At 38.9% G+C, this 15,024-nt stretch carries 10 protein-coding genes; 8 read left to right on the top strand and 2 right to left on the bottom strand.

Annotated elements, in window-relative coordinates; translation table 11 throughout:
* Positions 1 to 145 precede the first annotated feature (145 nt).
* A complete protein-coding gene (locus tag C9I86_RS10325) occupies positions 146 to 814 on the bottom strand; it encodes an FCD domain-containing protein (RefSeq protein WP_235865758.1) in 669 nt (222 codons plus the stop codon).
* Between the two features lie 1,201 nt (positions 815 to 2,015).
* On the opposite strand from C9I86_RS10325, the gene C9I86_RS10320 reads away from it, so the two are divergent.
* The 6 genes from C9I86_RS10320 to C9I86_RS20185 all read left to right on the top strand — a co-directional run bounded on the left by C9I86_RS10320 (position 2,016) and on the right by C9I86_RS20185 (position 10,160).
* The gene (locus tag C9I86_RS10320; RefSeq protein WP_080155771.1) at positions 2,016 to 3,449 is read left to right on the top strand and encodes an amino acid permease; all 1,434 of its coding nucleotides are present in this window, start codon (positions 2,016 to 2,018) and stop codon (positions 3,447 to 3,449) included.
* 219 nt (positions 3,450 to 3,668) lie between these two features.
* The gene (locus C9I86_RS10315) at positions 3,669 to 5,582 is read left to right on the top strand and encodes a pyridoxal-dependent decarboxylase (protein WP_107276296.1); all 1,914 of its coding nucleotides are present in this window, start codon (positions 3,669 to 3,671) and stop codon (positions 5,580 to 5,582) included.
* 157 nt (positions 5,583 to 5,739) lie between these two features.
* A complete protein-coding gene (locus C9I86_RS10310) occupies positions 5,740 to 6,963 on the top strand; it encodes an amino acid permease (protein ID WP_107276295.1) in 1,224 nt (407 codons plus the stop codon).
* A 29-nt stretch (positions 6,964 to 6,992) separates the two neighbouring features.
* Complete coding sequence (gene tyrS, locus C9I86_RS10305) at positions 6,993 to 8,267, top strand: tyrosine--tRNA ligase (RefSeq protein WP_080155768.1); 1,275 nt, start codon at positions 6,993 to 6,995, stop codon at positions 8,265 to 8,267.
* 288 nt (positions 8,268 to 8,555) lie between these two features.
* Positions 8,556 to 9,668, top strand: coding sequence for a M20/M25/M40 family metallo-hydrolase (locus C9I86_RS10300; protein WP_107276294.1), 1,113 nt, complete (start codon positions 8,556 to 8,558; stop codon positions 9,666 to 9,668).
* 318 nt (positions 9,669 to 9,986) lie between these two features.
* Positions 9,987 to 10,160: a hypothetical protein gene (locus C9I86_RS20185; protein ID WP_162841588.1), complete on the top strand. Its 174-nt coding sequence runs from the start codon at positions 9,987 to 9,989 to the stop codon at positions 10,158 to 10,160.
* A 96-nt stretch (positions 10,161 to 10,256) separates the two neighbouring features.
* Here the strand turns inward: C9I86_RS20185 and gcvT are convergent, their stop codons facing one another.
* Positions 10,257 to 11,378, bottom strand: a complete 1,122-nt coding sequence (gcvT, locus tag C9I86_RS10295) for a glycine cleavage system aminomethyltransferase GcvT (RefSeq protein ID WP_080155766.1) — start codon at positions 11,376 to 11,378, stop codon at positions 10,257 to 10,259.
* A gap of 251 nt (positions 11,379 to 11,629) precedes the next feature.
* Here gcvT and gcvH point away from each other — a divergent pair, with 251 nt between their 5' ends.
* Positions 11,630 to 12,010 (top strand): glycine cleavage system protein GcvH, encoded by a 381-nt coding sequence (gene gcvH / locus C9I86_RS10290; RefSeq protein WP_080155765.1) that lies wholly within the window; start codon positions 11,630 to 11,632, stop codon positions 12,008 to 12,010.
* A 16-nt stretch (positions 12,011 to 12,026) separates the two neighbouring features.
* Positions 12,027 to 14,906 carry an aminomethyl-transferring glycine dehydrogenase gene (gene gcvP, locus C9I86_RS10285; RefSeq protein ID WP_107276293.1) on the top strand — a complete coding sequence of 960 codons (2,880 nt, stop codon included), beginning with the start codon at positions 12,027 to 12,029 and terminating at the stop codon, positions 14,904 to 14,906.
* Positions 14,907 to 15,024 lie beyond the last annotated feature (118 nt).

Raw genomic sequence — 15,024 nt, 5'->3', positions numbered from 1 at the left:
CATCGCCCAACATCATATAATATCATTATAAGAGGTAAACTTTATTACGATGAAATTTACGCAACAATTAACTCAACCATAATAGAGCAATGTTTACCTTTCATCGTTAATATTCCCCTTATTACTTCATCAAAATATTACTGTATCACCACATGGTTTTGTCATTAGGCAAATGTAATAATGCTTGTAACGATGGTGCAGCTTCAAGTAAAGAATATAAACGTTCACTGTGTTCTTGTAATAACTGGCATGCGAGCTCAACATTACGTGCTAACACGGCTTTCATTAGCGCTTCGTGCTCTCCGTTATCATGATACTGTTTTTCTGGTGATAAACGGGCATTCAATAAGAAGTGGCGATAGCGTTCTTGCTGATCATAAATATGTGAAATCATGCCACGAATAAATTCAGAGCCTTCGCATGAAATTAACGATAAATGAAATTCTTTATGACGCAATTCCCATTCATCATAATCAAATAAAGCAGATTCTGGATTTAAGCGATTAAGCTTATGAAAAGCCGTTAAAATCTGCAATTCCCAAGCTTCATCACCTTTTTTAATCGCATCTTGCAGCGCCACATGACCTAATGCTAACCGCGTTTTTAAAATACCTCGTAATTCATCGAGAGAAACATTCGCTACCCAAAACCCTTTCTGTGGTTTCATGGTAACGTATTTTTGCCACGACAATTGCACCATTGCTTCTCGCAAAGGGGTGCCACCAACTTGGTAGCGTTCTTTTAACTCACTCAGAATAAGTTTCTGTCCGGCTTCAAATTCACCACATAAAATGTCATGCCGAATTTGACACATTACTCTATCACTTATGGTTGCAAAGTTGTTTTTGTTCATATCAACTATCTAGTCTTCATTACATACAATAAAATACAAAACACAGCTTTAAAAAAGCCAATTACTTATCATTATCGAATGATTATTCTCACTACATACTACGAAAAGACATGCAGTTTCTATCTATGTCATTATTAACTTAATACGCTTAAAGTGAATAACTAATCACGTAAAATTCAACTCGTCCATTTAGTAGCGCATTAATGCACCATTCAATACAGATAGTTAATTATCTACAACACTCAAGCTTTTCAATCAACAATGATAGTTTATGATGCAGAGATGAACGCAAGCCTTTAAAATTAAGAGCTTAAACTATTCATTACGACACACTTTAATACCATAGCGACATCTTAATATACTATATGTAGACTAAAATACTCTAAATATTATATTTATAACCACAATATTTAGAAATAGTCGCTTTCGTGCTTTTTCATGAGCAATATAGCGTTATTTATGTCGTATAAAAAATATAATACTCGACACTGATGTCTAACTAACTATTATTTATGAATTACCGTATTTATTCTATTTTTAGCATATTTATCATTAATATCATCATGTTCAATTGGCATAACCAACACGGTATATTTAGCCTATCCATCATTTTGTGGGCATTAGTTCCACTATTTGGATTTCATTATATTATTAAGCAATATGAATATTTCCATAACAAAGTCCTTACAGAAATTCGATCATACTCTGCTTGGGTACTCTTTTTTTCATGGATAACTTGTATATGCTTTTCAATTACAATGCCTTATGTTATCAACATTATCAGTGATACCAATAGCCATTATATTTCCCTGTATATTTTATCTCCTGCAATTACGCTATTCATTGCGACTATTAGCGCATTTACAGCAAGTATTATTCTGCTTCTTATTTTCCGCCTATTACGTTAACGCATGATTATTCCCCCGCTAATACCATAAAAGCATGCTGCGATATACCTCAACAGTCACAACCACAAATGCTTAAAAATGCAAATTAAACTATCACTATTTGTGCGGCTAATTCACTTCACAAATGCAAAATCGATCATTAAGATAAAATCGATTTTTACGGACAGACAGTTTAAATATCGATATTTTTATTAGCTTACAGAGTATCGTTTTTTAAGTCTTTACTGCTTAACTGACAGATTTTGAGGTCTATAATGGCTAACTCCAATTCTTCACCCGCTAAAATTGGCGTATTTAGTTTCGTTATGATTACCGCTGCGGTTGTTATGAGTGTACGTACACTCCCAATGACAGCCCAGCCCGGAATGATGACGATATTCTTAACGCTAGCTGCAGCAATTTGTTTCATGATTCCAACGGCACTTGTTTCGGCAGAGCTTGCAACAGCTTGGCCTGAAGATGGTGGTATTTTTATTTGGGTTCGTGAAGCATTTGGCGAACGTATGGGTTTCGTTGCAGTATGGATGCAATGGATTCAAATGGTTTTCGGCATGACATCAATTCTGATGATTGTCGGTGCAATATTTGCGTATGCTTTTGATCCTGCATTAGCACAAAACAAGATGTACATTCTTGCCGTCATCTTAGTGGTTTATTGGGCATGTACGCTAGGTAATATGCGTGGTGTTAAAACACTAGGTTGGGTATCCACTCTTTGTGTAATCTTGGGTGTGTTTTTACCATTCTTCGTCCTTGTAGCATGTGCTGTTGCTTACCTTGTTGGCGGTCACCCTATTGTTACTGACCTTTCATTAACTACAGCTAACCTTATTCCTGATTTTTCAGACAAAGGTACTTGGGCACTGTTTATTGGCTTCGTATTCGTAGTAATGGGGATGGAAGTATCAGCATCTAACGTATCTCATGTTAAAAATGCTGAACGCAACTACCCTATTGCAGTTTTCTTAGTCGCACTGTTTGTTGTTATCGTGTCTGTTGTTGGTTCATTTGCTATCTTCATTGGTATTCCAACTAAGCACATCTCAATGACTGCGGGTCTTATCCAAGCTTTCCAAACGTACTTCAATATGTGGGATCTAGGCTGGTTAACACCTATTATGGCAATTTGTATGGCTATCGGTCTAGCGGGTCAAGTTAACTCTTGGGTGCTAGGTCCTGTTCGTGGTCTACAAGCAACAGCTAACGCTGGCGCTCTACCAAAAGTACTGCAAAAAACTAACAAAGAAGGCGTACCTGTTAACCTTATTTACCTACAAGCTATCCTGATCTCAATTGTTGGTGTGCTTATCTGTGTAATGCCTAACGTAGATTCATTCTACTTTATGTTATTAGGTCTAACGTCTCTTGTTTACATCGTTGCTTACCTATTGATGTTCTCTGCTGCTATCTACTTACGTTACAAGCGCCCAGATATCAAACGTAGCTTTACGGTTCCTGGTGGCAATATCGGTATGTGGATTTGTTCAGGTCTTGGTATCGCAACATGTCTATTAGCTGGTTACTTCGGTTTCCAACCACCATCAAGTTATGTCGGTACAGCACATGACTACTTTAACTTCCAGTTCTTTGGCTTAGTTATCATGATTATTATCCCAATTATTGTATACGCATGGGGTAAACGCTCAAACAAAGCAGAATTAGCTAAAGCCGCTGTTAAAGCACACTAATTAAGTTAAACCTCCTTAACGTTTATCGACGCTATCGCAGGAAATAAAGAGAACAGCCATCACCATTCATATTTATCAGCAATGGCTGTTCCTCTTATCACAATCGATTTAGCGGTCTCAGACCAAAAATTATTAAATTAACTACTAAAACAAGATATTCATTACGACTGATAAACGGTCTTTTGAGTTGCGTTTATTGATAAGTAAATAGGTTTTATTATGAGCGACAAAATGAACGTGGATGCCCTATTTTTAGGTCCAAAATCAGAAAACCAAGTATTCTTCAAAGAAATGATGGATTATGCAATCAGTGAACATATGCACTGGCGTTCAGATTTCCATCCAGAAGATGCACCATTAATGACACCGGTGACTCAACACCAACCAGATTTTCGCGATACGCTTTACCGTACAGAAGGTATTCTACAAGATTTATCAGCACGCCTTAAAACACAGTCAGTGCCTTGGTTCTCACCTCGTTACCTTGGCCACATGAACGCTGATACGTTAATGGTGTCAAACCTTGCATACGTGATGACCATGCTTTACAACCCAAATAACTGTGCACACGAAGCTTCTCCTGTGACAACAGAACTTGAGTTAGCTGCAGGTCATGACCTATGCCGCATGTTTGGCTACGATGTTAACAAATCTTGGGCACACATTACTTCTGGTGGTACGGTGGCTAACTATGAAGGTGTTTGGGTTGCACGTAACCTTAAAACCATGCCTCTTGCTATTGCCGCTTGTGAAAAATCAAAAGATCTTGTCGCTGGCATGACTGAACATCAGTTACTTAACATGAAGTCTAAAGATATTCTTGATCTAACTGATGAATTGAAAAAACGCGGTATTTTTGAAGAAGTAAGGGCGTTAACAGCTCGTGGTGTCGGGGTTGATGCGGGTAAACTAGGTAAGTTCTTAGTGCCTCGTTCTAAACACTACTCTTGGATGAAAGCAATGGATGTCCTTGGCCTAGGTCAAGAGCACATTGTTCCCCTAGATGTTGATGGTAACTACCGTACTGATATTGAAAAAATGCGTGAAGTCACCTTTAAGCTTATGGAAGAAGGTACACCTATTCTTGGTATGGTATCTGTTGTCGGTACAACCGAAGAAGGTTCTATTGATGCAGTTCATGAAGTGATGAAACTTCGTCAAGAATGTGAACAAAAATACGGTGCTTCTTTCTACGTTCATATTGATGCAGCATACGGCGGTTATGTACGCTCAATGTTCCTTGATGATAACAATCAATTCATGGAATACGATGCACTGATTGAACGTTATCGTAACGATGATGTGATTCCAGAAGGTGTAGTATGGCCTAAGCGTGCCGTTTATGATGCATTTGCGGCAATGTCTGAAGCAGATTCTATCACTGTCGATCCACATAAAGTGGGTTTCATTCAATATGCGGCTGGCGCTGTTGCGATGAAAGATAAGCGTATTGTTGATTTGATCTCTTACCACGCAGCTTATGTTTTTGAAGAAGCTGACGATGATAATGAAGAAAATAAACAAGTCGTGCTTGGATCTTCTATTATGGAAGGCTCTAAAGCAGGTGCAACGGCAGCAGCAGTTTGGGCTGCACACCGTCTTGTTCCACTAAATATCAGTGGCTACGGCCATGTTATTGGTCGTGGTATTGTGACCGCTGATTGGTTTGCGAAAAAACTTGCTACAGCAGAACCTTTTGTTGTTGATGGCCGTCGCTTTGAGGTTCGCCCTCTTATGCACCCTGACTTTCATATGGTTGATTTTACTTTCAAAGAAATTGGTAATGACAGCTTAGAAGCTCACAATAAACTTAACCAACGCATTTACGAATTATGTTCTTACGCAACAGGTCGTACCTACACTAAAGACTTCTTAACCTCTTCTACTTCTCTATCAGAAGAAGAATATGGTCAAACTCCACGTATCTATGCTGAAAACCGTGGCTTTAGTGAAAATGAGTGGAACACTGTCGGTTCTGTTTATATTCTTCGTTCAGCGGTAATGACTCACTTCCTACGTGATGAAATTCGTTTTAATAATTACTGGAATAACCTTCGCGATGTATTCACAAGCCTTCTTAGTGAAATTATTGATGAAGAAAACAAACAGAAATTAGCACACACTGCTGCTTAATAAGGAATCCAACGCCAGTCTTCATGACTGGCGTTTTTATAATAATGAAAGCAATCCATATTTCTATTAATTACCGTCGATTATTTATTATTGATGGTTAATTTTATTATTACCTAAAACCTAGGTAACGATTCAGTATATTTACAGGAGAAACGTCATGAATGTAAAATCTATTGGCGCGACACTGCTGATTTCCGGAACAATGCTTGGCGCAGGAATGCTTGCTTTACCCTTAATTTCTGCTGGGTTGGGCATTTATAATACCATTTTATTATTGGCTTTTTTATGGGCTACCATGACCTATACAGGGCTAATGTTATTAGAGATCTGTCTTAACTACCCAGAAGGAACTGGACTTGAAGCAATTGCCTATGATTTATTTGGAAAACCAGGCAAATGGGTGATTAACATATCGCTATTATTATTACTTTATGCATTATCTTGTGCTTATATTGCGGGTGCCTCTTCTATATATAAAAATGATTTCAGTGATTATTTTAATATAACTCTACCTTCTCATACTATCGCAATTATATTTACTTTAATCATTGCAACTATTGTATTTATTAGTACTAAAGCGGTAGATATTGCTAATCGTGTCTTATTTACCAGTAATATTGTTATTTTCTTTATTCTTGTTATTACGATAATTCCTTATCTTCATGGTCACTTTTTAGTCAGTCACCACGATTCAGTTAAATATGCTTTTGCCGCTATTCCTGTCTTTATTACTGCTTTTGGTTTTCATGGCAGTGTGCCCAGCATGGTGAAATATATTGGTCGTGATAAACCAAAAACATTACGTAATATTTTTGTTGCGGGTGGTTTAATCCCATTGATTGTTTATATTATATGGGAAATCAGCATGCTAGGTTCATTACCTCGATTTGGTAACCATAGTTTTCAATATGTTGCACAACACGGTTCAAGTGTTGGTGTAATGCTTCAACAAATGCAAATATTTATTCAAAATAACAACATTATTTACCTAATTGGTGCATTCTCGTCCATCGCGATGTTCACTTCCTATCTATGTGTTTCATTAGGGTTATTTGATTCATTGGCAAGTACCTTCAAACGTGGTAATAATACAACAGACAGATTAATGACTGCTGTACTTTGCTACTTGCCACCCTTGGTTTTCACTCTTGTGTATCCTAATGGCTTTGTCCCAGCTTTAGGTGCCGCAGCAATTTTCTTAACAATCCTAGCAATTCTTTTTCCTGTGCTTGCCCTTAGAAAACTTCGTGGTAAACAACATCAAATTGAATATAATGTAGCAACAAATAATATGGCGTTGTTTGTTGTAGGATTTATTGGTCTACAAGTCATAATAAACCAGATACTGACATTGAATAATGCCGTACCTATTTTTAATTAAACGTAAATAAAATGATTATTGGAGAACACATGAATCATTTGAATTTAATTCAGGAGCTTAAAGATCGCGGTCTGATCGCTCAAATTACGGATGAAGAAGCTTTAAGCGAACGTTTAGCAAAAGGTCCGATTACATTATATTGCGGCTTTGATCCAACGGCAGATAGTTTGCACCTAGGTCATCTGGTACCTCTACTTTGCCTTAAGCGCTTCCAAGAAGCGGGTCATAATCCAGTAGCCTTGGTTGGCGGCGCTACCGGTATGATTGGTGATCCAAGCTTCAAAGCGACTGAGCGTTCACTTAACACTTTAGATATTGTTGCTGATTGGGTGACTAAAATCCAACGTCAAGTTTCTCCTTTCCTAGATTTTGACAACGCAACTAACCCTGCTCGCATGGTGAACAACCATGACTGGTTCGGTAATATGGATGTACTAACATTCTTACGTGATATTGGTAAACACTTCTCTGTTAACCAAATGATCAGTAAAGAATCTGTTAAACAACGTATTAACCGTGATGAAGTAGGTATCTCTTTTACTGAGTTCGCTTACAGCTTGCTACAGTCTTACGACTTTGCAAGTATGAACAAAGACATGGGTATGGAACTTCAAATTGGTGGTTCTGACCAATGGGGTAACATCACAGCAGGTATCGACCTAACTCGTCGTATGAACCAGCAGCAAGTGTTCGGTATGACCGTACCGCTAATCACTAAATCTGATGGTACTAAGTTTGGTAAAACTGAAGGCGGCGCTGTTTGGTTAGACCCAAGCAAAACTAGCCCATACAAGTTCTACCAATTCTGGATGAACACTGCTGATGCTGACGTATACCGTTTCTTACGTTTCTTTACTTTCCTTTCTGAAGAAGAAATTCAACAGATCGAAGAAGATGACCGTAATAGCGGCAAAGCACCTCAAGCACAACGTATTCTTGCAGAAAAAGCAACAGCACTTGTACACGGTCAAGCACAATTAGAAGCAGCACAAAACATCACTCGCTGCCTATTTGAAAATGACCTTGAGCACTTATCAGAGTCTGATTTCGCACAACTAGCGCAAGATGGCATGCCAACTGCACAAGCATCTAATGAAGATGATCTTCAACAAGTACTTGTTAACGCTGAACTTGCAACATCTCGTAGCCAAGCTAAAACTCACATCGAGTCAAACGCTATCATGGTTAATGGCGAGAAAGTAAGTGATGCTTACTATAAGTTTAACGATGCTGACAAACTGTTTGGTCGTTACACACTTATCCGTCGTGGTAAGAAGAACTACAGCCTTATCGTTTGGGGTTAATCCTTAACTGATAAGTGTTATCTTGATTATAGATAACAGCTAAAACCACCGTTATTAATAATAGCGGTGGTTTTTTATTGCTAATAACAAATCCATTGCATCATTCCACATCCACCCACCTCTTTTACGCTCTCCCTCGCATCTCGCATCTTTCCCATAAACAAGATACCGCTAACATAATTTGATATTGTTATTAATAAATCCTCACTTAATTTGATTTAGCCCCAAGCCATAGTCGCCAGTTTACGTTTACAGTCATAACATCTAATGTCCACTTGAAGCTAAATTATGTCTACAATCAATCAGCAACGCCTTATTAACCATTTCATTGAACTGATAAAAATCAATAGCGAATCACGTAATGAGAAAGCTATTGCCGAAACACTGGCAGAACAATTAGGTGAATTAGGTTTCAGTGTTCATCGCCTTCCCGTACCAGAAGCAATCTCTAATGGCTTTAATATCTATGCGCGTTTAGATGGCAGCATTAACGACACTATTGCGCTTAGTTGTCATATGGATACGGTAAATCCAGGTAATGATATTGAACCGATTATTGAGAATGGCGTTATTCGCTCAAAAGGCAACACCATTCTCGGTGGTGATGATAAGTCAGGCATTGCAGCAATAATGGAAGCGGTACGTTGCATTCAAGCTGATAACCGTGATCATAAAACCATTGAACTGGCTTTCACTGTGCATGAAGAAGGTGGTCTGCAAGGCTCAAAACTATTTGATATGAGCTATATTACGGCTAATAAAGCGATTGTTTTAGATTCAGGCGGCGCTATTGGTGCCATTGTTACGACAGCTCCAGGTCAGCAGAGCTTAAAAATCACTATTACAGGTAAACCCGCTCATGCTGGTTTAACGCCAGAAGAAGGCATTAATGCACTTACCGTTGCTGCAGATGCTATTACTAATATGCGCTTATCACGTATTGATGAAGAAACAACAGCTAACATTGGTGTCGTTCAAGGTGGACAAGTAACCAATATTGTAATGCCTTCACTGTTCCTTGCTGCAGAAGCACGTTCTTTAAATGATACTAAGCTTGAACGCCAAACAGCACACATGATTGAGACATTTGAACACGCTGCGACCAAGCATGGTGCTCAAATCAATATTGAATCAAGTCGTTCTTACAACGCTTATCACATTGAAGATAATGACCCGCACGTACAAAGTATTATGGCGGCATTTAAATCAAACGGTTTAACTCCATTCACAAAGTCAACCGGTGGTGGTAGTGATGCTAACGTATTTAATGGCAAAGGCTTAAAAACAGTCAATCTATCGACGGGAATGAGTAAAGTTCATACAACTGAAGAATTTATTACTATTGATGACATGACTAAAATAACTGAATTTATGTACGCTTTTTTATGTAGTAATAACTAGCAGATTAGACGAATATAACAGCGTTAAACAAATCCACTACAATGTCTTTCTTATTTTTATTAATTGTAACAATAAGTGAGACATTGTATTTAAAAAGACACCTATCAAACTAAATAATAAATTAAAATTATTAACAATTCATTCTCTAATATTGTTGAAATCAGCCTCTATCAGAACAAATCTAAATAGCATATACTCCGTAAAGTTCATATTATTACAGTTACTAAGCAATAAAATACTATGACTTAATTCTATATCCAACTATCAAAATTTTATTTCAGATATAGAGCGCAATACCCTTAAAAGAAGATTTGAAAGATGGATATCCAGCACCTAACTCCAAAAGAAAAAGATGTGTTTATTAAGGCATTAGCAGAATGTTACCGACGATTAACAGCTGCAAAAATTGAAGCAAAGGAACTGACAAAAGAAGGTTTTCAATTAATGTTTAGATCTGTCTATAAAGATATTAACAATACTTATAAAGTATAAAAAATATTATAAATGTTGCTTAGCTCAATAATGAGGCGTACCTAATACGCCTCAATAAGACGTTTTCTCAACTCTTATTCTTATTAATCATAAACGTTATTTACCTCGAAAATAACGTTGAGCAACAAAGGGCATTTTTGCTACCGTCATCGGCAATCTTTTTCCACGTACTTCGGCAAATAATACTGTATCAATAGCACTATAATGCGGTGTTACATACGCCATAGCAACAGGAATAGATACTGAAGGGCCAAAACTACCACTGGTCACAACCCCGACCTGCTCACCATCGGCATTAAATAATAGACTTCCTTCTCGTACTGGTGCTTTCGTTTGGCCAATCAACCCTATTCGCTTACGATCTACAGCTTTTATTTCAATTTGGGAAAGAATAACATCAGCGCCAATAAACCCACCAGCGCGTTCACCTTCTGTACGGCGTACTTTGCTGATCCCCCACAATAAACTGGCTTCTATTGGCGTGGTCGTTTTATCAAGATCATGACCATATAAACACAATCCACATTCTAAACGCAGTGAATCGCGAGCACCGAGTCCAATCCATTCAACGTGTTTATCTTCAAGTAATGTGGCTGCTAACCTGGTTGCATGTGAGGTGGACACTGAAATTTCAAAACCATCTTCACCCGTATAACCTGAACGGCTGATATAGCATTCTTGACCTAATAACGGTATACGCACAGCATCCATAAATACCATGTCACGTACTTGAGGTGCTAATGTTGCTAAAACATCCACCGCTTTTGGCCCTTGTAATGCCAGCAGTGCTCGATCGTGTATAACTTCAAGTTCTACATCAGCTAATAAATGTGCCTGTAAGTGTGCGATATCTTCTGTTTTGCAGGCTGCATTGACCACAATGAATAAATGATCGCCAAAATTCGTTACCATCAAGTCATCTTCAATGCCCCCTGCTTCATTGGTAAAAAAAGCATAACGCTGCTTTCCTTCAGGTAAATCGACAATATCAACAGGCACTAACATTTCGAGCATTTTAGCTGCATTTTTACCACGTAACCGTAACTGCCCCATATGAGAAACATCAAACAATCCGGCCTCTGCACGACAATGTAAATGCTCTTTTTTAACGCCTAATGCATATTGTACTGGCATTTCATACCCAGCAAATGGCACCATTTTCGCCCCCATATTGACATGTAGATCATGCAGCGGAGTACGTAATAAAGGTTGAGACATAATGATTGACTCCCAATAAGCAACAGCAGTTAAACAATGATTATTTCACCCTACCAAAAACACCACCAGAACAGAAAAACTAATGGTAGAGATCTTGATCGAATCCGCAATATTGTTAAATAGGCATGACAATACGCAAACGAATACGTAGTATTCATATCAATAAATTAACATTGCAGATTCTTAAACGAACAATAAGACGATAAATTAACTGTCTTGCTCATAAAACATTCCACGTAAGGAGTATATACATGGAAACGACATTAAAATTTACAACTAGCCATGAATGGGTACGTGATAATGGTGACGGCACAATTACAATGGGCATTTCAGATCATGCCCAGAAATTGTTAGGCGATGTCGTTTTTGTTGATTTACCCGATATTGGTGATGCCGCAGATGCTGGTTCTACTTTTTCATTAGTCGAGTCAGTTAAAGCTGCATCTGATATTTATGCGCCAGTGAGTGGTCAAATCATTGAAACCAATAGCTCACTTGATGATAGCCCTGAACTGATTAATGACGACCCGTATGGTGAAGGTTGGATTGCTAAAATTAAAGTAGACGATCTCTCGCAACTTAGCGAGTTAATAGACAGCGATACTTACCTTGCTTCCATTGCTGAAGACTAACATCAAGGAAAGAAAGATGACTTCTACCACACTGCTCAATGCTCTCAGTGATGATACTCATTTTGCTCAGCGCCATAATGGTCCAAACTTATCGCAACAACAGCAAATGTTAGCGACAATTGGCGCATCTAGTATAGAACAGCTCATTCAGCAAACTCTGCCAGTGGCCATTGCATTACCCCAGCCATTAACATTACCACCCGCTCAAAGCGAAGCGAATATGCTTGCATCACTCAAGCAAATTGCGGCTAAAAACATTGTTAATAAAAGCTATATTGGACAGGGATATTATAATACCCATACGCCAAATGTAATTTTACGCAATATTCTAGAAAATCCAGGTTGGTACACCGCTTATACTCCTTATCAACCTGAAATTTCACAAGGCCGCTTAGAGTCATTGCTTAATTTTCAGCAATTAGTCATGGATATGACGGGCATGGATCTGGCGAATGCTTCACTACTTGATGAAGCAACCGCCGCCGCAGAAGCAATGACACTGTGCCTTCGTGCTGGTAAAAGTAAAAGCACGCAATTTTTCATTGCCGCTAATGTTCATCCGCAAACTATTGATGTTGTTAAAACACGGGCGCACTTTATTGGGGTAGAAATCATTATTGGCGAACCTCAACAATTAAATGATCACAATGTCTTTGGTGGTTTATTACAATACCCCGCCACCAACGGTCAACTTGATGATTTAACCGATATTATTGCCACCGCACATAACAACAAAACCTTAATTACCGTTGCCAGTGATTTACTTGCATTAACGCTATTAACCCCACCCAGTGAAATGGGTGCCGATGTGGTGATTGGCAGCGCACAACGTTTTGGTGTTCCAATGGGGTTTGGTGGACCACATGCTGGCTTTATGGCAACCAAAGATCAGTACAAACGCACTATGCCAGGCCGTGTGATTGGGGTATCTAAAGATGCCAAAGGTAACCGTGCACTTCGAATGGCAATGCAAACCCGTGAACAACATATTCGCCGTGAAAAAGCGACCTCTAATATTTGTACTGCCCAAGCCTTACTTGCCAACATGGCGGCTTTTTATGCGTTATATCATGGACCTGAAGGCCTTAAAAAAATAGGACGGCGGGTACATCACCTTACCGCTATATTAGCCACAGGTTTACGTGATAATGGCTTTATCATTGAAAATAACACCTTTTTTGATACCCTGACTTTACTCACCGCTGAGAACACAGATAACCTCTATCAACAAGCATTAGATGCCGATATTAACCTTCGTAAATATGAGCATAAACTCGGCATTAGTATTGATGAAACCACATCAGCCGATGACATTGAAGTGTTACTCACGTTATTAACTGGCAAAGCCTTATCGATTGATCATTACAGTAGCCTAATTGCCGATGACGAATTTGCTGCAATTCCAACACGCTGCCAACGCCAAAGTAATTACCTAACGCACCCTGTTTTTCATCGCTATCATAGTGAAACCAACATGATGCGATACATGAAGCAACTTGAAAATAAAGATTATTCATTGACCCACGGCATGATCCCGCTCGGTAGCTGCACCATGAAACTTAATGCTGCCGCTGAAATGATCCCTGTTACATGGCCTGAATTTGGTCAGTTACACCCATTTGCTCCTGATTCTCAAACATTGGGTTATCAAGAATTAGCCCAAAAGCTATCAACCATGTTATGTAGCATCACAGGTTACGATGCCGTATCACTGCAACCTAACTCAGGCGCACAGGGAGAATATGCAGGCCTAATTGCGATTCAGCGTTACCACCAAGCAAATGGCGATAATCACCGTAATGTGTGTTTAATTCCAAGCTCAGCCCACGGTACCAACCCTGCTTCTGCGGCAATGGTGTCAATGAAAGTGGTTGTGGTCGCTTGTGATGAACAAGGCAATATCGACCTCAATGATTTACAAACAAAAATTGATCAGCATCGTGATAATTTATCCTGCATTATGATCACCTATCCTTCAACCCATGGTGTGTATGAAGAAGGCGTACAGCAAGTGTGTGAACGTGTCCATGCCGCGGGCGGCCAAGTGTATCTTGATGGTGCTAACATGAACGCTCAAGTGGGATTAACCAGTCCTGGATTTATTGGCTCAGATGTTTCTCACTTGAACCTTCATAAAACCTTCTGCATACCACATGGCGGAGGCGGCCCTGGTGTGGGTCCTATCGGAGTGAAATCTCACCTTAGCCCATTCTTACCCGGACATATTGATAACCAACAGCCACAGAACAATCAATATGCGGTATCGGCAGCAGCACTAGGCTCAGCATCCATTCTGCCGATTTCATACGCGTATATTTCAATGATGGGTGAAGCAGGACTAAAACAAGCAACCGAGTTAGCCATTTTAAATGCCAACTATGTGATGGAACGTTTACGCCCACATTACTCAGTGTTATATCGAGGAACACAAGGTCGCGTCGCCCACGAATGTATTATTGATATTCGTCCGATTAAAGCCGCTTCTGGTATATCAGAAGAAGACATTGCTAAACGCTTAATGGATTACGGCTTTCATGCGCCAACAATGTCGTTCCCTGTTGCTGGCACATTAATGGTTGAACCAACAGAATCAGAAGATTTAACCGAGTTAGATCGTTTTTGTGACGCGATGATTGCCATTCGCGAAGAGATTAATCAGGTACAAACCGGAGCATGGTCTTTGGAAGATAACCCATTAGTCAATGCACCCCACAGCCAAGTTGATTTACGAGCCGCTGAATGGACACATTGTTATAGCCGCGAAATTGCTTGCTTCCCATCTGTGCATACTAAAAATGCCAAATACTGGCCAAGTGTTAATCGAGTTGATAACGTATTTGGAGATCGCAATTTAGTGTGTTCTTGCCCAAGTATTGATAGTTATATAGAAAAGTAATAATAACCATGAATACATGAATTCAACTATTAAAGCGGATCTTTTGATCCGCTTTTTATTTTTTATACACTTAAAAATGATCAGTTTAACAATAATAAAATGGCAATAATTTATATTA

This window comes from Photobacterium sp. NCIMB 13483 (assembly GCF_003025475.1).
Classification (GTDB): Bacteria; Pseudomonadota; Gammaproteobacteria; order Enterobacterales; family Vibrionaceae; genus Photobacterium; species Photobacterium piscicola.
This window is presented reverse-complemented; position numbering and strand designations above follow the sequence as displayed.

Coding starts and splice junctions, on each gene's coding strand:
- C9I86_RS10310 (WP_107276295.1), top strand. CDS start 5,740: ATGAATGTAAAATCTATTGGCGCGACACTGCTGATTTCCGGAACAATG.
- gcvH (WP_080155765.1), top strand. CDS start 11,630: ATGGAAACGACATTAAAATTTACAACTAGCCATGAATGGGTACGTGAT.
- C9I86_RS20185 (WP_162841588.1), top strand. CDS start 9,987: ATGGATATCCAGCACCTAACTCCAAAAGAAAAAGATGTGTTTATTAAG.
- C9I86_RS10300 (WP_107276294.1), top strand. CDS start 8,556: ATGTCTACAATCAATCAGCAACGCCTTATTAACCATTTCATTGAACTG.
- C9I86_RS10325 (WP_235865758.1), bottom strand. CDS start 814: ATGTGTCAAATTCGGCATGACATTTTATGTGGTGAATTTGAAGCCGGA.
- gcvT (WP_080155766.1), bottom strand. CDS start 11,378: ATGTCTCAACCTTTATTACGTACTCCGCTGCATGATCTACATGTCAAT.
- tyrS (WP_080155768.1), top strand. CDS start 6,993: ATGAATCATTTGAATTTAATTCAGGAGCTTAAAGATCGCGGTCTGATC.
- gcvP (WP_107276293.1), top strand. CDS start 12,027: ATGACTTCTACCACACTGCTCAATGCTCTCAGTGATGATACTCATTTT.
- C9I86_RS10320 (WP_080155771.1), top strand. CDS start 2,016: ATGGCTAACTCCAATTCTTCACCCGCTAAAATTGGCGTATTTAGTTTC.
- C9I86_RS10315 (WP_107276296.1), top strand. CDS start 3,669: ATGAGCGACAAAATGAACGTGGATGCCCTATTTTTAGGTCCAAAATCA.